The organism is Streptosporangium becharense, from assembly GCF_014204985.1.
In the GTDB taxonomy this organism is placed as follows: domain Bacteria; phylum Actinomycetota; class Actinomycetes; order Streptosporangiales; family Streptosporangiaceae; genus Streptosporangium; species Streptosporangium becharense.
In genome coordinates, this window is the sequence record NZ_JACHMP010000001.1 from 1,047,989 (window position 1) to 1,072,175 (window position 24,187).

Genomic DNA, 24,187 nt, shown 5'->3' on the forward strand with positions numbered 1-24,187 from the left:
CTCGGCCCGGATGTGGTCAGGAGTTCGTGATGTGGTCGAGGACCGCGTCTGCGAGGTCACCGATCGAGCGGCCCTGCAGGAACACCGCGGCCGGCAGGCTGACGTCGAGGTCGAGCGTGAGCCGGTTGCGCAGCTGGACCGCCATCAGGGAGTCGATGCCCAGGCGGTGCAGGCGCTGGGCCGGATCGACCTTCTCCCGGGGGAGCTGGACGATGTCGGCGACCTGGGCACACAGGTAGGCCGTGACGAGCCGTCCCGCGGTGTCGGCGTCCTGCTCGGCGAGCATGCCCCGGGTCAGCCGGGATTCGGTGTCCTGAACGGAGTCCTCCCGCACGAGCTCGTGGAAGAGGGAGGAGGAACGCAGGGCGGGGAAGTAGTGCGTCCACATGGCGGGGTCGAAGGACATGACGCCCGCCTGGGCGGGCGGGTCCGCGAGCAGCCGTTCGAGGACCACCAGGGCCTCCGCCGGGGAGAACCCGGCGAAGCCGCGCTCGGCCAGCCGGAGGTCCTTGCCGGCCTTGGCCACCTGTCCCGTGCCGGCCCACTGCCCCCAGTTGACGCTCAGCGCCGGCAGGCCGCCGGCCCTGCGGTGCCGGGCCAGCCCGTCGAGATAGGCGTTGGCGGCCGAGTAGTTGCCCTGCCCCGGGGACCCGATCAGTGAGGCCGCCGAGGAGTACAGGAGGAAGAAGTCGAGCGGCAGGTCGCGGGTGAGCTCGTGCAGGTTCCGGGACCCGTCCACCTTGGGGGGCATCGGGGCGAGGAACCGGGCACGGTCAAGCTGCGCCAGCGTCCCGTCGTCGAGGACGACCGCCGAGTTGACGACCCCGCGCAGCGGCGGCATGCACCCGGCGATCTCCACGAGGAGGTCGGCCAGCTGCTCGCGGGAGGTGATGTCCACCGTGGCCGGGCGGACCTCCACGCCGTAGGCCGTCATCGCGGCGATCCGGTCCGCGGCCTCGGGCGGCGCACCGGTCCGGCCGGTGAGGACGAGGTGACGGGCGCCGTGCCGGACGAGCCACTCGGCGGTGAGCAGCCCCACCCCGCCGAAACCGCCGGCGATCAGGTAGGTCGCGTCGGGCCGCACGGGAACGGGACGCGCGGGCGGAAGCGCCCGGCGCCGGAGCCGGGCGGCGTACCTGCGGCCGTTCCGGAGGGCGATCTCGGTCTCGGCCCCGTCGGACGCGACCTCGGCGCACAGCGCGTCGAGCGTGACGGGATCCGGGTCCGCGGGGAGGTCCACCATCGAGCAACGCAGCTCGGGATGCTCGTAGGGGATCACGCGGCCCAGTCCCCAGACGGCCGCCTGCGCGGGATCGACGTCGCCGGCTCCGTCCGGGGACTGGGCCCCGGAGGTGACCAGCCAGAGCCGGGGAGCGGGCTCCCCGCCGTGGGCGGTCAGGGCTTTGACCAGGCCCAGCACGGTGAGGCAGTCCTGCGGGACCTCCGGCTCGCCGTCGCCTGCGGTGGCCAGGTGCACCACCTCCCGGGGAGGCCACGCCCCGTCCGCCGTCTGCTCCTTGACGAGCCTGTTCCAGTCGTCCTCCGACTCCGGGTCCAGGACGTAGTGACCGGGGCCGACCCGCAGGTAGCCCTCACCCGGCTGGACGAGAACCGCCCGGCCCGCGTCCCCGGCGAGAGCGGCGCGCAGCCGCGGCCCGAGCGGCGAACCGGTCACGACCAGCCGGTTCGACGGTTCCGCCGACGGACGGGCGAGCGGTTCCGGTTCCGTCCACTCGACGCCGAACAGCAGCCGCCGCGCCTTCTGCTCCGTGACCTCGGGCGGGTCGGTGATCAGCCTCCTGATCTGGAAGCCCTCGATGGTCGCGACCGGCCGGCCGGTCTCGTCGCCGATGAGGATGTCGAACTCGACCAGGTCGCTCTCCGACGGCGGGGAGGTCCGCACGGCCCGGGACCACAGACGGCGGCCCGCCTCCGGCCGGGTGTGCACGCGGCAGCTCGCGGTGCGCACCGGCAGGTAGGTGTCCCGTGCGGCGTCGGCGGCGTCGAGCAGGGTCATCACCGGCTGCACGGCCGAGTCCAGCAGCGCCGGGTGGAAGATGTAGCGTTCCATGTCCGCGGCGATGTCGCCGTGTACGACGAGCTCGGCGGCCACGGCTCCCTCGCCCCGGTGCAGAGCGGTCACCCCCGCGAAGGGGCCGGTCTGCTCGATGCCGCGATCATGCTGGGCCGCGTAGTGCCGTTCCGCGTCCATCGGCTCGGGGTACGCGGCGAGGTCGGGAACGCCCGCCTCGCCGTCCCGCGTGCCGGCCGGGCACGGACGCACCAGCGCGGTGGCGAGCCGGACCCACTCCACGGGGCCGCCCGCCGCGGAGCCGTCCTCGGCGACGAAGCACGCCCAGCGGCGGCCTCCGTCGTCCGTGGCCGCCTCCAGCCGGGCCTGCAGACGCCGGGGCTCTCCGGGGGTCAGGAACAGCGCCCGCTCCAGGAGCAGGTCGTCCACCTGGAAGGGCCGGTCGCGGTACGCCTCCCGGCCGGCCGCCAGGGCCAGCTCGTGGTAGCCGGTGCCGGACAGCATCGGCATCCCGTGCACACGGTGGTCGTTCAGGTAGGTCAGCCGGTCGAGGTCGACGTCGACGTCCCACACCAGGTGGTCGTCGGGTGCCAGCCGCAGCGCCGTGCCGATGATCGGGTGACCGGTGCCGCCGTGTCCGGCACGCCCGCCGTCGGCCTTCTCCCGCCGCGGGGTCTTCCAGTACCGTTCGTGCCGCCAGGGGTGGGCCGGCAGGGTGACATGGTGCGGGCCGTAGGGCTGGATCCGGGCGAAGTCCACGTCGCGGCCGGTGACGTACAGCTCGGCCGCCGCCTCCAGCAGGGCGGTACGGCCGGTGGTGTCACGGGTGAGCGCGGTGACCACGACCCCGTCCGCGCCGGTGTGGCTCAGGTTCTGCCGGACCGCGCGGGCGAGCAGCGGGTGGGGGCTGAACTCGACGAAGGTGTCGAACCCGTTCTCGGCCAGGTGCTGCACCGCGTCGGCGAACAACACCGGCTCACGCAGGTTGTCCACCCAGTACGCCGCGTCCATCCGCGGTCCGGTCAGCAGGCGGCCGGTGACCGTGGAACACAGCGGGACGTCGCCCTGCCGAGGACGCAGGGGCGCCAGGAGCTCCAGCAGCGGTTCGCGCAGCGGGTCCATCTGCGGGCTGTGCGAGGCGAAGTCCACCTGCACCCGCCGGCCGAAGACGCCCTCGGCCTCCAGAGCGCGCAGGAGCGCGTCGACCTCCTCCGGGTCACCGGCGAGCACGGACGAGGTGGGGCTGTTGCTCACCCCCACCACCACCCTGCCTGCGGAGTCCGCCACCAGCGCCCGGGCCCGTTCGAACGACAGCTCGACGGCGGCCATCGCGCCGCGGCCCCCGGCGGCCCGGACGATCTTGCTGCGGCCGCAGATGATGCGGGCGGCGTCGTCGAGGTCGAGGATTCCGGCCACGCAGGCGGCGGCCACCTCACCCATGGAGTGCCCGACCACCGCGTCGGGGACGAACCCCCACGAGCGCCACAGGCGGGCGAGCGCCACCTGCACGGCGAAGATCACCGGCTGGGCGACGTCGACCTCGGCGAGGCGGGACGTCTCCGGGCTCGCGGTGAGCTCGGCGGTCAGCGACCAGTCGACATACGGCCGCATGGCCCGCTCGCACTCGGCGATCGCCTCGGCGAAGACCGGCTCGCCGGTGAGCAGGTCGAGGCCCATGCCCAGCCACTGCGCACCCTGGCCGGGGAACACCCACGCGGTCTTGTGCCGCGCGCCGGCCGGGGCGTCGTCGGCCGCGCCGCTGTGCACCCCGTCGGGGTGTCCGCCCGCCGCGACGGCGTCCAGTGCCGCGGCGGCCTCCCCGGCCGAGCCGGCGACCACCGCGAGCCGGTGGTCGTGGTGGCTGCGCCGCGCACCCGCCGCGGCGCCGACCTGCGCCAGCGACGCGGACTCGGTGCGCAGCAGGTCGCGGTACCCCTCCGCGAGCGTGGTCAGCGCCTCGCGGGTGCGTGCGGAGATCGGCAACAGCACCGGTCCCCGCCCGTCCGGCACGGGCCGCTCCGGTGCGGGGGGCGGTTCCTCGACGACGATGTGGACGTTGGTCCCGGTGATGCCGAAGCTGCTCACCCCGGCCCTGCGGGGGCCCTCTCCCTCCGGCCAGGGCTGCCCCCGGTCGCAGACCCGCACTCGCACCTGGTCCCAGGGGATCGTGGGGTTGGGGGTCTCGAAGTTCAGGCTGGCCGGCAGCCAGCCGTGCTTGACGCACAGCACGGACTTGATCAGGCCGGTGACGCCGGCCGCGCCTTCGGTGTGGCCCAGGTTGGTCTTGGCCGAGCCCACCAGCAACGGCCGGTCCTGCGGCCGCCCGGCGCCGAGGACCCCGTCCAGCGCGGTGATCTCCACCGGGTCGCCGACGCTGGTGCCGGTGCCGTGCGCCTCCACGTAGGCGACGCTCGCCGGGTCCACCCCCGCGTCGCGGTAGGCGGCCCGCAGGGCCGCCTGCTGCCCGCCCACCTGGGGGGCCATGAAACCGTCGCTGTGGCCGTCGTTGCTGGCCGCCGCGCCGCGGATCAGCGCGTGGATCCGGTCGCCGTCGGCCAGCGCCCGGGTGAGGGTCTTCAGCACGATGACGCCCACACCCTCGCTGCGCACGTAGCCGTTCGCGCGGGCGTCGAACGCCTTGCACTGGCCGTCCGGGGCCATCATCAGTCCCTGGGAGAACCCGACGGCGTGGTCGGGGGCGAGGATGAGGTTCACCCCGCCGGCGAAGGCCAGATCGCACGACCCGGCGCGCAGCGACTGCACCGCGAGCTGGGTGGCGACCAGCGAGGAGGAGCAGGCGGCGTCGAGGGCCACGCTCATGCCGGTCAGGTTCAGCGCGTAGGAGATCCGGCCGGCGTTGCCGCCCCGGGTGCTCCCGGTGACCGTGTGCACGTCCAGGTCGCCGACGTGGCCCGACTGGCGGTCCCAGTAGTCACTGGTGATGACCCCCATGAACACCGCACCGGTCAGGCCGGGCATCCGCTCCAGGGTGAGGCCGGCGTCCTCGAACGCCTCCCAGGCCACCTCCATCGTCAGGCGGTGCTGCGGGTCCATGGCGGCCGCCTCCCGTGGGGAGATGCCGAAGAACTCCGCGTCGAACTCGTCGACGCCGGAGACGAACCCACCGCGCCGTGAGGACAGCTTCCCCGGGGTGCCGGGGACGGGGTGGTAGAACTCCTCGACCGGGAACCGGTCGTCGGGGATGTCGGATATCACGTTGTCACCGCGGCACAGCAGCTCCCACAGCTCCTGCGGAGAGCGGGCACCGGGCAGCCGGCAGGCCATGCCGACCACGGCGATCGGTTCGGACGTGGACTGAGTTTCGCCGGTCGATGTCATCTTGGCGATACCTCTGCTGTTTCTGCGAGGAAGCATTGATCGCGCGACCGCGTATCGGATCGCGGCACCCTCGTGGAGGGCGTGGGCCGCCGGGTCAGGCGGATCGGCCCGCTGGTGTGTCGAAGGGGGGCGTACGGCAGACCTTCTCCCGGACGGGATTTTCCGGGCACAGGTCACGATGCCAACCGGCGTTGTGAACGACTTGGAGCCCTTGGCGGCGCTTGTCGAAGGATGAGGACGCCCGCTTCTCACCGGAGCAGCCGGTGACGGCCACGTCGGAGCGCCACCGGGTCCCGGCTGGGCCGCGACGGGAGCGGGCGGGCCTCCGCTCCGGGCCCCGCCGCCGGCCGATGAGGCGTTCAAGCTCTCACAAGTGGACTTCCAGACCGCAGGTCCATTCATCCCGGCCGCGCGGATCGCGGGTTCGCCGTCCGCCTCCGGCCGCGTCACCCCCCAAGCCGGACGGCCCCGCGGTGGTTATCGGTCACGGTCATCGCGATCGGGTACAGGCCCGGATCGGTGAAGGACGCGTCAGACGACGGCCGGCCCACCGCCGCCGTGGCGGGCGGCGCCGTCGGTTTCACCGCCGGACGGTGTTGGTCACCTGCACCTTCGCCGTCGCGGTACCGGTGGCGCCCTGGTTGTCGGTCACCGCCAGGGTGACCGTGTAGGTGCCGGCGGCGGTGAAGGCTCGCTCCAGCTTCCACTGCCCGGCGGTCTGCGTCAGCGGCCGGGGCCCGGCCCCGTCGCCGTAGTCGGCGCTCACCGTCCAGGAGGTGGAGCCGGGGTCGGTGAAGGAGCCGCGGCCGACCCAGGTCGCGCCCTGGGCGACGGTGGCCGGCCCCCACAGCGTCACCTTGGGCGCCTGGTTCGCGCCGGCCTCCTTGATCTCGTACGGGATGTACACGGTGCTGGTGCTGCGGGCGCTGTCGGTGACCATCACCATGACGGTGCCGGTCCTCGCCTGGGCGTAGGTGTGGGTGACGGTGAACGTGCCCCCGCCCTCGGTCCGGGTCACCCGGGGCGTATCCGGGGGCCCGTCTCCCCAGGCCACCAGGGCGGTGTGGGTGTCGGCGGCGTCGGCGTCGGTGAACGACACCTTCAGCGTGACCTCCTTGCCCACCACCCCGGTCAGCGACGCCGGCGCCTGGACGGCCGGGGCGGCGTTGGTCGTCCCGGTCCCCTCCAGCGTCACCGTGTGGACCGGGCCGCCGCCGTCGGTGCCGGTGGCGAACGTCAGCGTCCCGGACGCGTCACCCGCCTGGGTGGGGGCGAATCTCACCTGCACGGTGCACCGCCCGCCCACCGCCAGCTCGGTGCCGCAGCCGTTGGTCTGCTTGAACGGTCCGGTGACCGTGATCGCCTTCAGCGTGATCGGCGCGTTGAGCCGGTTGGTCAGCGTCACCGCCTTCTCGGAGCTCTCCTGCCCGACCTTGACCTCATCGGCCCATTTGATGCCGGTCTTGTCCAGCCAGGGTCGCACCGTCGCGGTGGCCGCGACGCTGTTGTCGCCCGGCTCGGGGTCGGGTACCGCCAGGCTGGCCGCGCCGGCTCGGGCCGTCAGCCGCGTGCCGTCCGCGGTGCCGGCCGGCACGGTCGCGGTCACCTTGACGGTGGCGCTCCAGCCCGGCTCCAGCACCCTGACCGTGTTGCGGAACCCCTCCTTGACCGGGGTGCAGACACCCCGCCAGGTGTCGCAGGCGGCGCCGGTCACCCCCGGCGGCACCAGCACGTCCAGCCGCACGTCGGTGGCGGCGTCGCCGCCCTTGTTGGTCACCGTGGCCGTCCAGGTCACCGTGGCCCCCGGACCCGGCTCGGCCGGCGACACGGTGTGGGCGACCTCCAGATCGGCCCGCGCGGTGGTGGGGGTGAGCAGGAACGACCGCGCTGCCTCAGAAAGCCCGGCCGAGGTGGTCGAGTGGTCACGGACGAACCCGCGCACCAGTACCTGCCCGGCGGCGTTGACGTCCACCACGTCGTACACGCCCATGCACGGCGCGGTCGTGGCGTCGTCATCGTCGGGGCACAACGGGCGGGGCAGCAGATCGGCCAGCCGATGGGCGGTGCCGTCCAGCCACAGCGCGGGTGCCCAGTACCGGTCCGGCGACGCCTGCGCGATCATCCCGGCCACCAGGCCGGAATGGTTGATCGCGCTGGCCCGGCCCGGCCCCAGCTCGATCCGCTTGCCGTCCTGCCACACCGCGGCGCGCGGGGGCTCGCTGCCGTTGATGCCGCAGTCGAGGTATCCGGCCGCCGTCCCGGCGTCGTTGACGGCGAAGGCGGTGCCGCGCGGGGACGCGCATCCGGTCACCGACAGCCTGGTCGGCTTCCCGTCCCGGTAGAGGGCCGGCTGCCAGGCCAGGGGCAGGCCCTCCAGGCCCCGCTCGGTCACGTACGCGCCGGCCACCTGGCCCCGGTTGTTGATCCGCCCGACCTGCAACCGGGTGTGTGAGATGTCGCGGTCGGTGAACTCCGGCTCGGGCAGCCGCACCGCGGTCCCGTCCTCCCACACCACGTGGGGGTTGCGGGCGTAGGGCACCCCCATCCAGCCGAACACCTGCCCGCTGTCGTTGAGGTCGGCGGCCCGGCTGGTGGTGCCCGCCGCGGTCTCGGCCGGTTGCAGGTCGCGCACCGTCCCATCGGCGCGGAAGACCACCGCGTGCCGCTCGTTGCCGCGTCCGGTCGAGGCGACCGCCACGCCGGAGACCTCCCCGGCCGCGTTGATGCCGGTGGCCTCGGCCTGGCACACCAGGCCACCGTCGGTGCAGGGCAGCCCGCCCAGATCGGTGAACGCACCGGCCTGCCAGCGCACCGCGTGCTTGCGGCCGTCCTTGTCGGTCACCGTGGCCGCGACCTGCCCGCGGTCGTTCAACGCCGTCGCCCAGGTCCCGGCCGGGTCCGCCCCGGGCGGCGCCCCGAGCTCGGTCACCGTGTAGGACCCGAACCGGGCCACCACCGTGTGCTCCTCGTCCATGGTGATCGTCAGATTCCCGGCCGGACGGTCCCGCCCGTCCACGGTCCACCCGATCGGAATCCGTCCGGACTCGGCCCTCGCGGTGAGCGTCACCTTGGTGCCGGAACGGTATCTCTCCTGCTTCGGCGATGCCTCCACCGACCCGCCCGGCTGCGCCGACAGGGTCAGCGCGAACTCCCGCAGATCCGGCTTGGCGACCCGCACGGCCGCCCGCGTGGTCCGGTCGCCCTGGGCGATCTCGGCGCGCACCCCGATCCCGTACGCCCCGTCGGCCAGCGCCTCGCTGGTCGCGGCGTACTTCCCGTCACCGGCGGCGCCGTCACCGCTCTTGCCGTCGTCGGCCAGCGTCAGCTCGCGCCGGGTGGCGTCCTCGGCCACCAGCACCGCCTTCACCGGTATCCCGGTGACCGGCGCGCCGTTCTCGGTGACCGTCGCGGACACCCGCACCCGGCCGTCGTCGCCGGCCTGCTCGGCCGCGGCCGTCACCGTGAGCGGGTTGCCGGCCACCCACGCGCTCAGGTAGGCGGTGACCGGCCCGGTGCCCGTGTTGGTGACCTCCACCTTCCACGCCCCGGCCTGCGGTTCGGCCACACTCAGCCCCTGGATGGGCTGAGCGGCCTCCGTGCTGCCCGCCGGGTAGGAGGCGGCCGCCTTGCCCGACGGATCGCGCAGCAACATCCCGACGGTCGGCGGCAGCATCCCGACGACACCGAACCCGGTGCCCGCCGGCACCTGCAGCGGCACGCTCGCCGTCTCGCCCGCCTTCACCGTCACCGACGGCGTCGCGAACGTCGACACCACGCCGGCGGCGGCCTCGGCGGTGACGTCCTTTCCGGCCTTCACGCCGTTCGTGCCGGACCTCACACCCTCCGGTTCCGCGGCGTCCCGCTCCTTCGCTCTCTTGAGATCCTCGGGATCCTGCGGCTCGGGCAGCTCACCGCTCGGGTTGCCGACGTCGGCCAGCCGCGACGCCAGCCGGGGCTGCACGTAGGCGAGGAAGTCGCCCGGCGACCTGGTCATCTCCGCGTGCGCGGTGGCGGTCTCGGGGTTGTCGTCGTAGGAGAAGTTCGCGCTCCACCCCGGCACCAGGGAGTCGCTGTCGATATCCAGTTCGGTGGGTCCGCCGTCCCCGCCGAGGGACGGGCACTTCACCTTGTGGTTCCAGCCCGTGAGGGTCGAGACCGGCACCCCGCTCAGGTCGGTGATCTCCTTGTTGAACTCCCGGGCGGCCGCCTCGCTCATGTACAGCAGCGCCGGCCAGAAGGGCATCCTGTCGTCCGGTGACCTCCCGGCCATCCGGTCCATGACCAGGTCCGCGCAGGGCGTTCCCAGGTTCGGCACGCCCATCTGCAGCAGCCGATTCACCGACGGCTTGCCGTCCAGCGGATTCTGTACGTCGTACTTGTGCAGGAAGACCCGGGCGACCAGACCGCCCAGGGAGTGGGTCAGCAGATCGACGCGCGAGGCACCCGTCTTCTCCAGCACTCCCCGGATGTAGACGCCCAGCTCATGACCGTTACGCCCGTAGTTCAGCGTGGGCTGATACGGGTCGGACGGGTCGCCGAGCGACAGCTTTCCGGGCACCTGCCCGTCGCCGACCGCGAATCCCCTCAGCAGCGGATGCCCGGACGCCAGGATGGAGGCGTAGTCCCCCCACGCCGTCTTCGCGTCGGTCTTGAAACCGTGCACCAGGATCACCGGCTTGGGCCGGATGAGCAGCGGCGCGGTCCTGCCGTCCAGTTCGGCGCCGCCGGCGCGGAGCTTGGCGACCACGACCCGGTCCGAGCGGGCCCGGCCCTTCAGCCAGGCGAAACCCTCGGTGTCCCAGACCACCCGCTTGGTGACGGTCCCGTACGGGGGGATGATCTCCTCGAACATCCCGCCGGGCAGGAACCTGCCGGATCTCTCCTCGGTCAGCACCAGCTGCGCGGAGGCGGGAGTGCTGCCGGGGTTGGTGATCGAGACGGTGACCCGGACCTGGTTGCCGTCGAACGTCCCGTCCGGCGGCACCGGGATCCACTCCGCGGAGGGATACTTCTGCGTCTGTAGGGTGAGCGACGCAATGGAGGGTCTGCCGCCCAGGTCGAGCAGGAAGGCGTGGATCTTGCCGCCTGCCTTGGCCTGCATGAAACCGCCGATCTGACCGACGTCGTTGATGCCGGTGGCCTGGATGAGGGTGAAGGCCGTGTCGGCCGGCAGCAGGGTGTTCAGGTCGGTTCCCTGACCGTCCAGGTAGACGGCGGCGTGCTCGTCGGCGTACACGCCACCGGGGGCGACGTGGTACAACCACCCCGCTCCGATGCCCGCGTTGTTGATCGCCAGCACCTTGCCGCCGTGCCGGGTCTTCATCGCGGTGGGCGTGCCGTTCTCCTGCCAGATGACGGGGACGAAACCGCCGCCCTCATCCGTCCCGAAACCGGCGGCCTGCCCCTTCTCCCCGCGGTCGTTGATGTCGTAGACGACGCTGCTGCGGTCCTTGAGATACGTCAGCAGGTTCTCGTCGACGTCGACGGGGAGGCCGGGATCGGTACGGAAGGCGGTGGTCCTGCCGCCCGCCGGGTCGGAGTAGTTCCTGAAGACCCCGCTCACCTGGCCGCGGTTGTTCACCGCGGTGGCGTGCACGGCGTCGGCTTTGAGGGATCCGTCGATCCTCAGCGTCGAGCCGTCGGACCGGTCGTACACCCAGTTGTCGCCCACGACCTGCCCGGCGTTGTTGACGTCCCTCGCGGCGCGCAGGGGCAACGTGGTCGCCGCGCCGTCTCCGAGGATGAACGCGTTGCCGTCCGCGGGGGGCCTACCGGGTGTGCGCTCGCTGTAGTCGCCGACCACCACGCCGTCGTCGTTGACCCCCAGGGCCGCACTGGAGCTGTTCTCCCCCAGGCCGAGCCTCGCGTGGACATCGATGACGGTGCCTTCGGCGAGCAGGGCGGCCCGGGAGTACCCGTCGGTCCTGTTACCGATCCTCGCGGCGAGCTGCCCCTTGTTGTTGAGGAACCCGGTCGGCCTGATGTCCCCCCCTGCGACGGTGTCGAGGGGGCCGAGATCGACGAGTCTGGGGTGGCCGACGGCTGTCGCCGCCATGCCGGATCCGGGTGGTCGCGGCGGTGACGCGGTCACCGGCGGCACGGGAGTGGCCGCGGTGGCGACGAGCGCGGCGAGCAGGGGAAGCGCCGCCCGCCGCAGGAAGGTGTGAACGGGTAACCGGTTCAAGGGAGGGTCTCCGAAGCTGAGACCGCGCCTGAGGACGCGGCGAGGGGACACGGAGCCGGATTCGGCCCGGTGCCGGAACCTCCCGACACGGGCTCGGGTCTCCGGGACCCGAGCCGCTCGAACTTCCCGTCCCACCGCGCATGGCCGCGAAACGAGAAGCACCCTGGACGGTCACCCGTCGAATCGGTCCTCTTCCGAAAGCAGGCCCGTCGTCTCTCGCCGTTCCCCGGGTGGTCGGCTGGTCCGGCCCCGGCCATGCTGGCGACTCGCGCTTGGAAACCACATGAAGCGCCTTTAGACGATCAGTCGCGAGGCGGTTCCAGGGGACGGGCCGGACGGGAGACCGCTTACGAGAAGATCCCGGCGCGACCGGAGCGAGGCCGGAGCAGGACGGCGCCGGACCGGCCGGGATCTCCGTTCTCGTCGTCCGGCGGGGCCGGCCGGTCCTCCCCGCCGGGCGGCTCGCCGGCCGCCCGGCGCCGCGACGGGCCGGACGCGGGCGTGGGGAGCGCCTCCAGCGCGGCCTGTGCCCGGCCGCGCCACCAGGTGAGCCCGTTGCGCTCCGCCAGCCGCTCCAGCAGGACCAGGTGCCGGCGCGCGGCGTCGTGGTCGCCCACGGCCGAGGCGAGCAGGGCCAGGTACCAGTCGACGGGGCCCGAGGAGCAGTTTCCGGGAACCGCCGCGATGCGTCCGCTGTAAGGCAGCAACACGGCATAGCTCTCCCGGCATCCGGGCTCGCAGCCGAGGGTGGCCTGGGCCGATCCCTGCAGGCAGAGCGAGGCCGGCCACGCCCAGTCCTGCGGCGGCGGCGACCAGCTGTCCCCAACCGTCTCCCACGCCTCGTCGACGCGGCCCTGCGCGCACAGCTGCAGGATCCGTGTGTTACGCATCAGTGAGGGGTGGCTGCCGGCGATCGCGTCGACCAGCGGCTCGGACTCGGCCAGACGGCCCTGGTGGTACCAGGCGGCGAAGCGCGCCACGTCCGCGACCTGCCGCGCGTGCCACACACCGAGCCGCTCGGCCTGCCTGTCGGCCTCGTGGTACAGCGTCTCGGCGTCGTCGAACCGGCCGTCCAGGACGAGCCGGTTGGCCCGCCATACGGTGTGCTGGAAGCGCGGCCAGGGCAGCGGCGCTCTCTCCAGGATGGCGTCGCAGCGGGCGGCGGCCGCGTCGGCGCCGGGCAGGTCGAACATCTCCAGCCTGTTGTGGGTGTGCATCATGTGGGCGAGCAGCTCGAACCCGGGGGTCTGGGCACGCCCTGCCAGCTCCTCCAGCTCGCCGGAGACCTTCATCCGTTCGAGGGGAGAGTGAAGCACCGACAGGTAGCGCGCGTTGAGCGCCCACATCAGCAGGTGCGGGTCGTCCAGGCGGCGGGCCATCGCGACGGCCTCCGCCGACAGGGGGTGACAGCGCGGGTCGTCGATCCCGTCGTACAGCTCCTGGGCCAGGCCGCCCAGCAGCCGGACCCGTTCCGGGCTGTCGGTCTCGGGGAGCTCGCGCAGCGCGGCCTCGAAGCGGTGCACCAGCTGCCGTTCCACCGGGTCGTACGGGTTGCGGAGCGGCCAGAAGGCCGGGGCGTCGAGCGAGGTCAGGGCACGGAGCGTCAGCTCGGGCCCTCCTCCGGCCCGGTCGGCGGCGCGGATGGCCTCCGATCTGGCCAGGCGCGCGCCGATCGGGTCTCCCGCCTTCAGCAGGGCGTCGACCTGCCGCAGCAGCAGCTCCACGTGGTCGACGGGGTCGCCCGCGGAGCCGTCATGGGCCTTGATCGCCAGCTTCCACCAGGTGGCCGCCTCCTCGTAGGCCAGCCGCAGGCCCGCCTGCTCGGCCGCCGCACGGGCCCAGTGCGCCGCCTCGGCGTACGCCGTGGGCCCGGCCTCGACCGCGTGGTGGGCGATGACGGTCACCTCGGTGCCGGGCCGGGAGGACAGGCGGGTCATCACCTCGCGGTGGATCATCGCCTTGCGGAGCGGCGGGATGCCGGACACGAGGGTCTCCCGCACCAGGTCGTGGACGAAGGTCACGCGTCCGCCGTCCGAGACGAGCAGCCCGGCCTGGACCGCCTGGTCGAGCAGGGCGTACGTGTCGTCGTGGCCGACCGCCGCGATGATCGCGGGGTCGCAGTCCCGGCCGACCACCGCGGCGATCCTGAGGGTCTCCTCCACCCGGGGCCCGAGTGCGGTGAGCCGCTGGCGGATCAGCTTCGCGACCGCGTCGGGCACCGTGTCCAGCGCGTGCCCCTGGGCGAGCAGCCGGACGCTCTCCTGGACGAAGAACGGGTTCCCGCCGGTGCGCAGGGTGAGCACGTGCGCCGTGTCGTCGTCCAGGTCCACGCCCAGTTCACCGGCGACGGCCCGCACCTCGCGCGTCTCCAGGCCGGTCAGAGCCAGGCGGACCAGGCCGTACCCGGCCAGGCGGGCCAGGAGCTCGTCCGCCGGCAGGCCGGACGCGCCGTCGTGGGACGCGCTCCCGTGGGTGATCTCGTGCTGGGCCGGCGTGTCGCGGAAGGCCGTGACCAGAGTGAGAGGGGGGGCGTCCACCATGCCGCCCACCAGGACGATCACGTCCCGGAGCAGTTCCAGCGACGCGGGGTCGGCCCAGTGCAGGTCGTCCACGACGATGACCAGGGGCTGTTCCCGGGCGGCCGTGGCGAGCCACTGGGCGATGGCCTGGTTCCGGCGGAGCAGCGCCTCCTCGGTCGCCCCGGAGGGTTCCCGATCGTCCAGGAGACCCGCCAGCGCCTTGCGGTCGGACGGCGGGTAGCGCTGGGCCAGCGCGCCGAGCACCTGCAACCACGGCCACAGCGGGGGAACCCCCTGGGTGTCGTGACACCGACCCCAGAGCACCAGGTAGCCGAGGTCCGCGCAGTGCTCGCGGAACGCCTCCAGCAGGCAGGTCTTTCCCATGCCCGGCTCGCCGCTCACCGCGGCGACGGTCACCCCGTCCGCCGCCGCCCGGATCGGCAGCCTCTTCAGCTCCGCGAGCTGTCCCTCCCTGCCGTGCAGCGCCCGCCGCGGCGCGGAGGCGTCCTGGGACAGCAGGGTCATGGTGCCGCCGGCGGGTTCGAGCGACTCGACCTGCCGGAGGATGTCGGCCTTCAACGCCTGGAGCTCGGGGCCGGGGTCCAGGCCGAGCTGCTCGGCGAGCAGGTCGCCGGCGGTGCGTAACGCGGCGAGCGCGTCGGCCTGCCGGCCGGTGCGGTACAGGGCCAGCGCGAACAGGCACCACAGCCGCTCACGGAGGGGGTTCGCGGCCGTCTCGGCCTTCAGCTGGAGGATGACCGCCTGCGGGCGGCCGAGGGTCAGCAGGGCCTGCGCTCGCCGCTCGATCGCGACCAGTCGCAGTTCCCGCAGGCGGTTGACCTCGGTGACCGCCCACGGCTCGTCGGCGAACTCCCCGTAGGGCGTCCCGCGCCACAGTCCCAGCGCCTTGTCCAGGCAGGCGATCACCTCCCCCGGCGGGCAGAACTCGGAACGGTTCACCAGCTCGGTGAAGCGGATCTCGTCGACATCGGTGGTGGCCAGTAGGTAGCCGGGTGGCCGCCCGATGAGCAACCGGGGTGGTGTCCGGGGGTTCCGCCCGGGTTCGATGACCCTGCGGAGGTTGGATATGTACGACTGCAGTGTGGGGAGGGCTGACGCCGGGGGTGCGCTGCCGTACAGGTCGTCGATCAGTGTGTCAGTGGAGACCACCGTGCCCTGGGCCACCAGGAGCCGGGCGAGCACAGTGCGGGGACGCCGCCCGCCGAGGTCTGCGACGCCTCCCTCGTCGTCATGCGCTTCCAAAGGGCCGAGAACCCGGAATCTCACCGGACCACCTACAACTTGCTACAACTCGGCACAGCCGGCGGGACCATCCGGCGGGATCGTCCTTCGGCTGTGTGCGGACACCATCAGTAACGCGATGAAGGATGATCTTCGGGGGCAGTCTACCCGAGACCACCCCCACAGCCGAGACGCTAAGCGCATCCTCCGCCGCGTTCGTCCGCCACGAGAGGGATTCGGAATCACCCTTACGGGTGATCCGCAACTCAGTCCGATGTGCTCGGTAAACCTCCATGGTCCTCTCGGTGAACCATGGCGGGCCTCCCGGTGAACCACCGCGGTCCGCGCGGGTCCGCGGGCCGTCCCGGGGCGTCGAGCGGCCCGGGCACCCCTACGGCCGCGTCTCCTCATCGGCCGCGGTGTGCTCCTCGACGAGGTGCAGCGCGGCCAGTCGTGTCGCCTCGCATATGGCGGTGGGTGCGTAGAGGTCCTTGTCCTGCCAGAGGGCGGGGTGCCGGCCTGTGTCCCGGCCGCGCAGGAACCGGCCGCCCCGGGCGGCGGCCCGGCGGGCCCGCGCGTCGGCCCGTCCGGGCCGGGTGCGCAGCAGGATGTGCACGGCGTACGCGGTCTCCTCGGCGGTACCGCCCCACATCCCCCAGGAGCCGTCGCTGTGCTGGGTGGCGAGGGTCCACTCGATCGCCCGGCGCACCGCGTCGCCGGCCCGGTCGCCCGTCACCCCGTCCAGGGCCAGGGTGCAGTGGGAGGTGGCGTAGTAGGGGGAGGCGTGCCACTTGTCCGTCCAGGAGCCGTCCCCGTGCTGTGCCCCGGCCAGCCACGAGGCGACCTTGTCAATGGCGGCGTCAACGGCGGCGTCCATGGCGGCGTCCATGGCGGCGCGGTGGCGGGCGGCGTCGGCCGGCGCCCGCCTGAGGTGTTCCGTGAGGGCCTCCAGGACGTGCGCGTTGGCCGTCGGCGACGGGGTGCGTTCTCCCTGCCAGCAGCAGAAGTGGTCGTCCAGCTCGAACGCCCACAAGCGGTCGGGGCTGTGCGACCGGCCGAGCCGGGACAGCAGGGCCAGCCCGGCGCTCGTGGTGTCGGCGTCCGGCGGCAGGCCGGGTGCCCCTGCTATGGCGCCGGCCGCCAGGCGCTCCTCCAGGTCCGCCAGGAGCGACGGCGGGACGCGCACGTCGACGCCCGCTCCGACCAGCGTCCCGACGGCCCAGATCCGCTCGAAGTCGGTGATCGGCAGGACACTCGGCACCGCCCCGCCGTGGGGGGCCGCCGCGGCGTTCAGATAGGCGACGGAGGAGGCGAGGCGCCCGGTGTCCGGCCGGGGGCCGAGCCAGGCCGCCGTGGCCGCCGGGGAGCAGCAGACGGCTCCGGCGGTGGGCCGCACCGACCCGGCGGCCTCTGCCGGGTCGCCCACGATCTCCAGGGAGTGCCACAGCTTGGGCGGGATGTCCCCGCCCGCCTCCAGGCGTGCCCGGACCCGGGCCAGCGTCTCCGGGTCCGCGCCCGGGGGCGGGACCAGCCGGGCACCGGGGCCCCACGCGTCGAGACCGGTGACCGGGTCGTGCGCGAGCCGGTCGAGATGCGCGTTCACCAGCGCCACCAGCGCCGGCGCGATGAGCTCCGCCGCCACCGTGTCCGGCAGGCGCGCCGGATCGTTCCGGTCCCCCAGCCCCCGCAGGGCGGACAGACCACGAGCGGCGGCGGCCGCCAGCCTCCCGGCGTCCAGACCGGCGGCGTCGGGAAGCGACCGCGACCGGTGACGGCTCAGGACGGTCAGCAGTGCCTCCGTCGCGCTCAGTGTGGGGACGATCGCGTATCCACCGGGGGCGCCCCAGGTGCCGTCGGGATGCTGGGCGTCGAGCAGGAAGCCGACCCTTCCGTCCAGTCCCGGCAGCCAGGGAGCCAGGGTGGTCACCCGGCCGGTCTCGTACACCGAGGCCGACGTCTGCCCCAGGGGGTGGGCGGTGAGCCCGGCCAGCACGCCGTCCGCGGCGGACGACGGGGTATGCGGGGCCCGAGGAGAGCGGGCTGCCCGGTTCGTCATGCGTGTCCCTTGCTGTATGAACCTGTACGAGTGGTCATCGGAAGACGGGTGGTCGCGGCGGGGAGCCGCGCGGGCCGCCGGGCCGCCCGGCCGGCGCGGTCCGCGGCGGCGCCGGGCGCCGTTCAGCCGGTGTGGCCCGCGGCGAACCGCTGGTACATGCGCACGCCCCAGATCAGGTGCCTCTCCAGGGCCAGCACGGAACCGGGCAGGTCCCCGCCCGGCGTGCGGAGTCGCCGGCGGCAGCGGTCCAGGTGCTCGGTCAGCAACCCGGCGACGTCCCGGGGAGACAGGCCCAGGGCGAGGGCGTCGAGGGTGCCCTCGGCCTGTTCCCGCTCGTGCCCGCGCAGGTCGTTGGCCAGCCGCAGGGCGATTGAGGCGTCCTGGAGCGCGTCCTGCAGGGCGGGGAGCCGATCGGCCAGGCCCGGTTCGGCCATGGCCGACCACGCCGCCGTGACGATCATGCCCAGGCCGATGCTGCCGCCGCCGTATCGCAGGTACTCCTCCAGCCGCGGTGGCGCGCCTCCCGCCGCGACGGCGTCGGCCGCCCGCCGTTCGAAGCGGGTGCCCACCAGCGAGGCGGCGGCGGCCCGCTGCCACCACGGGTACACGGTGGCGGCCGACGGCCCGCCCCGGACGTGATCCCGGATCTCGGCGAGTGAGAGCGCCAGCGGGTCGCCGTCCCCGGGCTCCCCACCCCGGACGACCGCCAGACAGCGCGCCACGCCGTCCTCCACGGTCGCCGCGTCACCGCCGGGCCCGTCCGACCAGGCGTCGAGGGCGAGCAGCCAGGCCGCCGTCTGGGCGACCGGGTAGCAGGCGGACGCCGGCAGCCAAGGGGTGCCGTTGGCGGCGGTCAGGCAGCACAGCGTCGCCGTACCGGGCACGAAGGGAGGTCCCAGCCGTCGCATCCACCCCTGCATCCGGCCGGTCAGCTGGACGGCCACGACCCCGGTGTCCGCCGCCGCCACGATCTCCAGCGCCCGGTGCGCCTGCGCGGGGCCGGGGCGGGCGACGTCCAGGCCGAACCATCGCGCGTCCACCGGGTCGGCGGCGGAGGCCGCCGTTCCCCCGTCCGCCCCCCGCGCCGGCAGCACACCCACCGGCGTCCCGTCAGTGGTCACGGCGCACCACCCGCGACGCGAACAGGTCGAGTTCCTCACGCCCGGCGGGCGTCAGCTCGACGCGGTCCAGGCAGGCCAGGGCCATGGCGACCTGGCGCTCGGCCTCGGCCTCGACCGCGGCCCTGCCGCCGGCCTGCTCGATCAGGCCGGTCATCACCGCGCATTCCCGCTCGCCGGGACGGTCCGGCGAGCGGTACATCTCGGCCAGGCGCCGGCCCGCGCTCCCCCGATCGGTCAGGGCCGCGAGCACCGGGAACGTCTTCTTCCGCGCCGTCACATCGCTTCCCACCGGTTTGCCGGTGCGCTCCGGGTGACCCCAGATCCCCAACACGTCGTCGGCGCACTGGAAGGCGACCCCCAGGTGCCGGCCGAACAGCTCCAGCTGCGCCGCCTGGTCCGGGGACGAGCCGCCCAGCAGCGCCCCGATCGCGCAGGCACCCCCGAGCAGCGCACCGGTCTTGCCCTCGGCCATCGACAGGTACTCCTCGGCGGTGACGTCGTCACGGCTCTCGAACGCCACGTCCTCGCTCTGCCCGCGCATCAGGTCCGCCATGGTGCGGATCAGGGTGTCCAGGGCGGCGGGGTCGCCCGCCCGGACCAGGATCTGCAACGCCAGCGTCCACAGCGCGTCCCCGGCCAGCACGGCCGCGCCGGTCCCGAACCGCACCCAGGCGGCGGGCCGGTGCCGCCGCAGCCGGTCTCCGTCGATCACGTCGTCGTGCAGCAGCGAGAAGTCGTGCACCAGTTCCACGGCCACGGCGCCGGGAACCGCCTGACGCGCTTGTCCGCCGACCGCGCGGGCCGCGGCGAGCACCAGCCCCGACCGCAGTGACTTGCCTCCGCCGGTGGGGCCGCGGTCGTCCGACCAGCCGAAGTGGTACTCCGCCACCTGGCGCACCACGGCGGGGAGTTCGGCCACCGCCCGGCGGAGGGCCGGGCGCACCAGCTCGTCCACCTCACGCGCGGTGGTGAGGGGGGAGGGCCGGGCACCGGACTGCGGGAGCCGCTCCTGCGGCCCGTCCAGTACATCCGTGGCATCCGGGACATTCGATACGTCGGGCACGTCTGGGGACAGGGTTCTGCCTGGCTGAGGTGACATCGGACGGTCTCCTTCAGGAGCGGCCCCGTCTCGAGCGGAACCGGGTGGGTCAGACCCGACCACGCTGCCTTCCCGACCTTGTGATCCGCTCGAAGCGCCTACTGATGATCAGGTGTCGGTCTCCGCGCCGGCCCTGAGCGACGGGCCGCAGGCGCGGACCAGGTCGTCACGCCAGGTGCCGCCGCTCCGGCGGGGCGAATTCCGGCGGCACATCCGGCTCCCTCTCCCACCGTCGACACGACCTTGACCCGTCTTGTTCACCGTGTGAAAGCGACAAGTCACGTCAAGGGAATCACAAGCCCCGGGAGCGAGCGTGGACGGGCCCGAATCGCTCGCCTTCACAGGCCGGGCGGGAGCCCCATCCCCGGGCGGTCCCGGCGATGAGAAGTGAGCCGAAAGGAAAAGACGATCGTGTTAGCCGATATTCGCTCGCCCCGTGACCTGAAGGACCTGACGCCGGCGCAACTGGTCCTGCTGGGCATGGAGATCCGGTCGTTCCTGGTGGAGTCGGTGTCGCGCACCGGCGGCCATCTGGGGCCCAACCTCGGCGTGGTCGAGCTCACCCTGGCGCTGCACCGCGTCTTCGACTCCCCGCACGACCGCATCCTGTGGGACACCGGCCACCAGGCGTACGTCCACAAGCTGCTCACCGGGCGGCAGGACTTCTCCCTCCTGCGGAAGCGGGGCGGCCTGTCGGGATACCCCAGCCGCGCGGAGTCCGAGCACGACGTCATCGAGAACTCACACGCCTCCACGGCCCTCTCCTACGCCGACGGGCTGGCCCGGGCCGTGCGCCTGCGGGGGGTGACGGACCGGGTCGTGGTCGCCGTCGTGGGGGACGGCGCGCTGACCGGGGGCATGGCCTGGGAGGCGCTGAACAACCTCGCCGCGGCACCCGACCTGCCGGTGATCATTGTGCTCAACGACAACGGGCGCTCGTACACACCGACCGTCGGGGGGCTCGCCGGTCACCTGGCCGCGCTGCGCGCGGGCGGCGGCTACGCGGACGCCCCGCCCGGGGAGGGGGAACCGGCCGGGCGGGTGCCCGCGACCGGCGCGCCCGGGTGCGGGACGCAGTACGGCACCTCCGGGTCCTCCGGGTCCTCCGGGTCCTCCGCGGACACGGTCACGCCCCGTGGGTGGTTCGGGGATCTGGGCCTGGCCTACATCGGCCCGGTCGACGGCCACGACATCGCCGCGACCGAGGCGGCGCTGCGTGCGGCGCGCGAGCTCGGCCGCCCCGTCGTCGTCCACTGCGTCACCCGGAAGGGACGCGGCTACCGGCACGCGGAAGAGGACCCCCGCGACCGCTTCCATGGGATCGGCGTGATCGACGCGGAGACCGGCCGGCCGGTGGCGACGGCCTCACCGCGCACCTGGACGTCGGTGTTCGCCGAGGAGATGGTCCAGGTGGGCGCCGGACGTCCCGACGTGGTCGCGCTGACCGCCGCCATGCTCCACCCCGCCGGGCTGGACCGCTTCGCGGACGCCTACCCCGACCGGGTCATCGACGTGGGCATCGCCGAACAGCACGCCGCCACCAGCGCGGCCGGCCTGGCGGCGGGCGGCCTGCACCCCGTCGTGGCGATCTACGCCACGTTCCTCAACCGGGCCTTCGACCAGGTGCTGATGGACGTCGCGCTGCACCGCGCCGGGGTGACGTTCGTCCTGGACCGGGCCGGGGTGACCGGTGACGACGGGCCCAGTCACAACGGCATGTGGGACATGTCGATCCTGCAGGTGGTGCCGGGGTTGCGGCTGGCCGCTCCCCGCGACGCCACCCGGCTCAGGGAGCAGTTGTGGGAGGCCGTCGCGGTGCGGGACGCGCCGACCGTACTACGGTTCCCCAAGGGCCCCGCCGAGGCGGACGTGACGGCGGTGGACCGGATCGGCGGCCTGGACGTGCTCGCCCGGAGCGCGCCGGCCGAGGTCCGCCGTGACCTGCTGCTGGTGTCGGTGGGGGCGATGGCCGGACGGTGCGTGCAGGTGGCCGACCGGCTCACCGCCCACGGGGTCGGGGTCACCGTGGTCGACCCGCGCTGGGTCAAGCCGATCGACGAGGCGCTGCCCGCCCTGGCCGCCGAACACGCCCTGGTGGTGACCGTCGAGGACGGCGCGCGCGTCGGCGGCGTGGGTGCCGCGCTCGCCCAGACTCTGCACGACGCCGGCGTCACGGTCCCCTGTCACAACCTCGGGGTCCCCGCGGAGTTCCTCCCGGTCGCCGGTCGCTCCGAGCTGATGGAGGAGATCGGCCTGAGCACCGGGGCGCTGGAACGGGAGATCCTGCGCCTGCTCGCCCGCCGGACGGGCGCCGGGCGGGCGGTCCCCGCCGCCGGCCGGTGGCTGTCCGGTCGTTTCGTGAATCCGATTCCCCCAGGGCCGCCGGCGCGAACGGCCGGAACCCGGAAAGAGAGGTAGGGGCATGGAAGGTGCCGGCAAGCGCGTCCTGCTGGCTAGCCCGCGCGGCTACTGCGCCGGCGTGGACCGCGCGGTCCAGACGGTCGAGAAGGCGCTGGAGGTGTACGGGCCGCCGGTGTACGTGCGCAAGGAGATCGTGCACAACCGGCACGTGGTCGAGACCCTGAAGGCCCGCGGCGCGGTGTTCGTCGAGGAGAACGACGAGGTGCCCGAAGGTGCGACCGTCGTGTTCTCGGCGCACGGCGTGGCTCCGCAGGTGCACGCCTCGGCCGCGGCCCGCTCGCTGAAGACCATCGACGCGACCTGCCCTCTGGTGACCAAGGTCCACCACGAGGCGCGCCGGTTCGCCGCCGCCGGCTACGACATCCTGCTCATCGGGCACCAGGGGCACGAGGAGGTCGTCGGCACCGCCGGGGAGGCGCCCGGCAGCGTGCACGTCGTCGACGGCCCCGACGACGTGGCCGCGGTCACGGTCCGCGATCCGGCGAAGGTGGCCTGGCTGTCGCAGACCACGCTGTCGGTGGACGAGACGATGTCGACGGTGGAACACCTCAGGAAACGCTTCCCGCTGTTGCAGTCTCCGCCGAGCGACGACATCTGCTACGCCACGCAGAACCGGCAGCAGGCGGTCAAACAGATCGCCCCGTCCTGCGACGTGGTCGTCGTCGTGGGCTCGCGCAACTCCTCTAACTCCGTCCGGCTGTGCGAGGTGGCCCTCGAGGCGGGCGCCGGCGCCGCGCACCTCGTCGACTTCGCGCGCGAGATCGACGACGAGTGGCTCCGTGACGCCACGACGGTGGGCCTGACGGCGGGTGCCTCGGTCCCGAACGAGCTGGTCGAGGAGGTGCTCGCCCATCTGGCCGAACGCGGCTTCGCCGACGTCACGGAGGTGACCGGCGCACGCGAGACGACCGTCTTCGCCCTGCCCCAGGAACTCCGCGCCGACATCCGCCGGCCCCGCACCGGGGACGCCGGGCTCTGACCGTCCCGTCCGCCGGCCGGGCCGTCGCACCGGCCGGGCCGCTCCCATCAGACAGGTGACACCTTGACTTCTGTTGCTCTCGGAATCCCGTCCGTCAGGACCAGGCCGATCGCCGAGCGGCGCACCTCCCGTCAGATCATGGTCGGTTCGGTTCCGGTGGGCGGTGACGCGCCGGTCTCGGTGCAGTCGATGACCACCACGGTCACCGCCGACGTCAACGCCACACTGCAGCAGATCGCCGAGCTGACCGCCGCGGGCTGCCAGATCGTCCGGGTCGCGGTGCCGTCGCAGGACGACGCCGACGCGCTGCCGATCATCGCCCGCAAGTCGAAGATCCCGGTGATCGCCGACATCCACTTCCAGCCCAAGTACGTCTTCGCCGCGATCGCGGCGGGCTGCGCGGCGGTCCGGGTCAACCCGGGCAACATCAAGAAGTTCGACGACCGGGTCGGTGAGATCGCCAAGGCCGCCACCGAGCACGGGGTGCCGATCCGCATCGGGGTCAACGCCGGCTCGCTGGATCCGCGGCTGCTGGCCAAGTACGGCAAGGCCACCCCGGAGGCGCTGGTGGAGTCGGCGCTGTGGGAGTGCTCGCTGTTCGAGGAGCACGGTTTCCGCGACATCAAGATCTCGGTCAAGCACAACGACCCGGTCGTGATGATCCAGGCCTACCGGTTGCTGGCCGCGCGGTGCGACTATCCGCTGCATCTGGGGGTGACCGAGGCGGGGCCGGCCTTCCAGGGCACGGTCAAGTCGGCCGTCGCCTTCGGCGCGTTGCTGGCCGAGGGCATCGGCGACACCATCCGGGTGTCGCTGTCGGCGCCGCCGGTGGAGGAGGTCAAGGTCGGCAACCAGATCCTGGAGTCGCTCAACCTGCGCGAGCGCGGTCTGGAGATCGTCTCCTGCCCGTCCTGCGGGCGGGCCCAGGTCGACGTCTACACCCTGGCCGAGCAGGTCACCGCGGCCTTCGACGGCTTCCCGATCCCGCTGCGCGTCGCCGTGATGGGCTGCGTGGTCAACGGGCCGGGCGAGGCCCGCGAGGCCGACCTCGGGGTCGCCTCCGGCAACGGCAAGGGGCAGATCTTCGTCAAGGGCGAGGTCATCAAGACCGTCCCCGAGTCGAAGATCGTGGAGACCCTGATCGAGGAGGCCCTCAAGCTGGTGGACGCGGACACGTGACGGGCCTGCCGTAGCG

At 73.3% G+C, this 24,187-nt stretch carries 9 protein-coding genes; 3 read left to right on the top strand and 6 right to left on the bottom strand.

All coding sequences use genetic code 11. The features are described from left to right. Nucleotides 1–16: 16 nt before the first annotated feature. The 6 genes from F4562_RS04630 to F4562_RS04655 form a co-directional block, all read right to left on the bottom strand. Nucleotides 17–5,371, bottom strand: coding sequence for a type I polyketide synthase (locus F4562_RS04630; RefSeq protein ID WP_184545549.1), 5,355 nt, complete (start codon nt 5,369–5,371; stop codon nt 17–19). Between the two features lie 580 nt (nt 5,372–5,951). Beyond that, nucleotides 5,952–11,555: a choice-of-anchor D domain-containing protein gene (locus tag F4562_RS04635; protein ID WP_184545551.1), complete on the bottom strand. Its 5,604-nt coding sequence runs from the start codon at nt 11,553–11,555 to the stop codon at nt 5,952–5,954. A gap of 347 nt (nt 11,556–11,902) precedes the next feature. Beyond that, nucleotides 11,903–15,361 carry an ATP-binding protein gene (locus tag F4562_RS04640; RefSeq protein WP_184545553.1) on the bottom strand — a complete coding sequence of 1,153 codons (3,459 nt, stop codon included), beginning with the start codon at nt 15,359–15,361 and terminating at the stop codon, nt 11,903–11,905. Nucleotides 15,362–15,707: 346 nt separating this feature from the next. After that, a complete protein-coding gene (locus F4562_RS04645) occupies nt 15,708–17,372 on the bottom strand; it encodes a prenyltransferase/squalene oxidase repeat-containing protein (RefSeq protein WP_184545555.1) in 1,665 nt (554 codons plus the stop codon). A 122-nt stretch (nt 17,373–17,494) separates the two neighbouring features. Further along, on the bottom strand, nt 17,495–18,493 hold the full coding sequence (locus F4562_RS04650; RefSeq protein ID WP_184545557.1) for a terpene synthase family protein: 999 nt from the start codon (nt 18,491–18,493) through the stop codon (nt 17,495–17,497). Continuing rightward, complete coding sequence (locus tag F4562_RS04655; RefSeq protein WP_184545559.1) at nt 18,483–19,592, bottom strand: polyprenyl synthetase family protein; 1,110 nt, start codon at nt 19,590–19,592, stop codon at nt 18,483–18,485. The genes F4562_RS04650 and F4562_RS04655 overlap by 11 nt, the downstream gene beginning before the upstream one ends. Nucleotides 19,593–19,979: 387 nt before the next feature. Between F4562_RS04655 and dxs the strand changes: the two genes are divergently transcribed. The 3 genes from dxs to ispG all read left to right on the top strand — a co-directional run bounded on the left by dxs (nt 19,980) and on the right by ispG (nt 24,171). Continuing rightward, nucleotides 19,980–22,010: a 1-deoxy-D-xylulose-5-phosphate synthase gene (dxs, locus tag F4562_RS04660; RefSeq protein WP_446459032.1), complete on the top strand. Its 2,031-nt coding sequence runs from the start codon at nt 19,980–19,982 to the stop codon at nt 22,008–22,010. A 4-nt stretch (nt 22,011–22,014) separates the two neighbouring features. Then, on the top strand, nt 22,015–22,992 hold the full coding sequence (locus F4562_RS04665) for a 4-hydroxy-3-methylbut-2-enyl diphosphate reductase (protein ID WP_184545563.1): 978 nt from the start codon (nt 22,015–22,017) through the stop codon (nt 22,990–22,992). A gap of 63 nt (nt 22,993–23,055) precedes the next feature. Continuing rightward, nucleotides 23,056–24,171, top strand: a complete 1,116-nt coding sequence (ispG, locus tag F4562_RS04670; protein WP_184854759.1) for a flavodoxin-dependent (E)-4-hydroxy-3-methylbut-2-enyl-diphosphate synthase — start codon at nt 23,056–23,058, stop codon at nt 24,169–24,171. Nucleotides 24,172–24,187 lie beyond the last annotated feature (16 nt).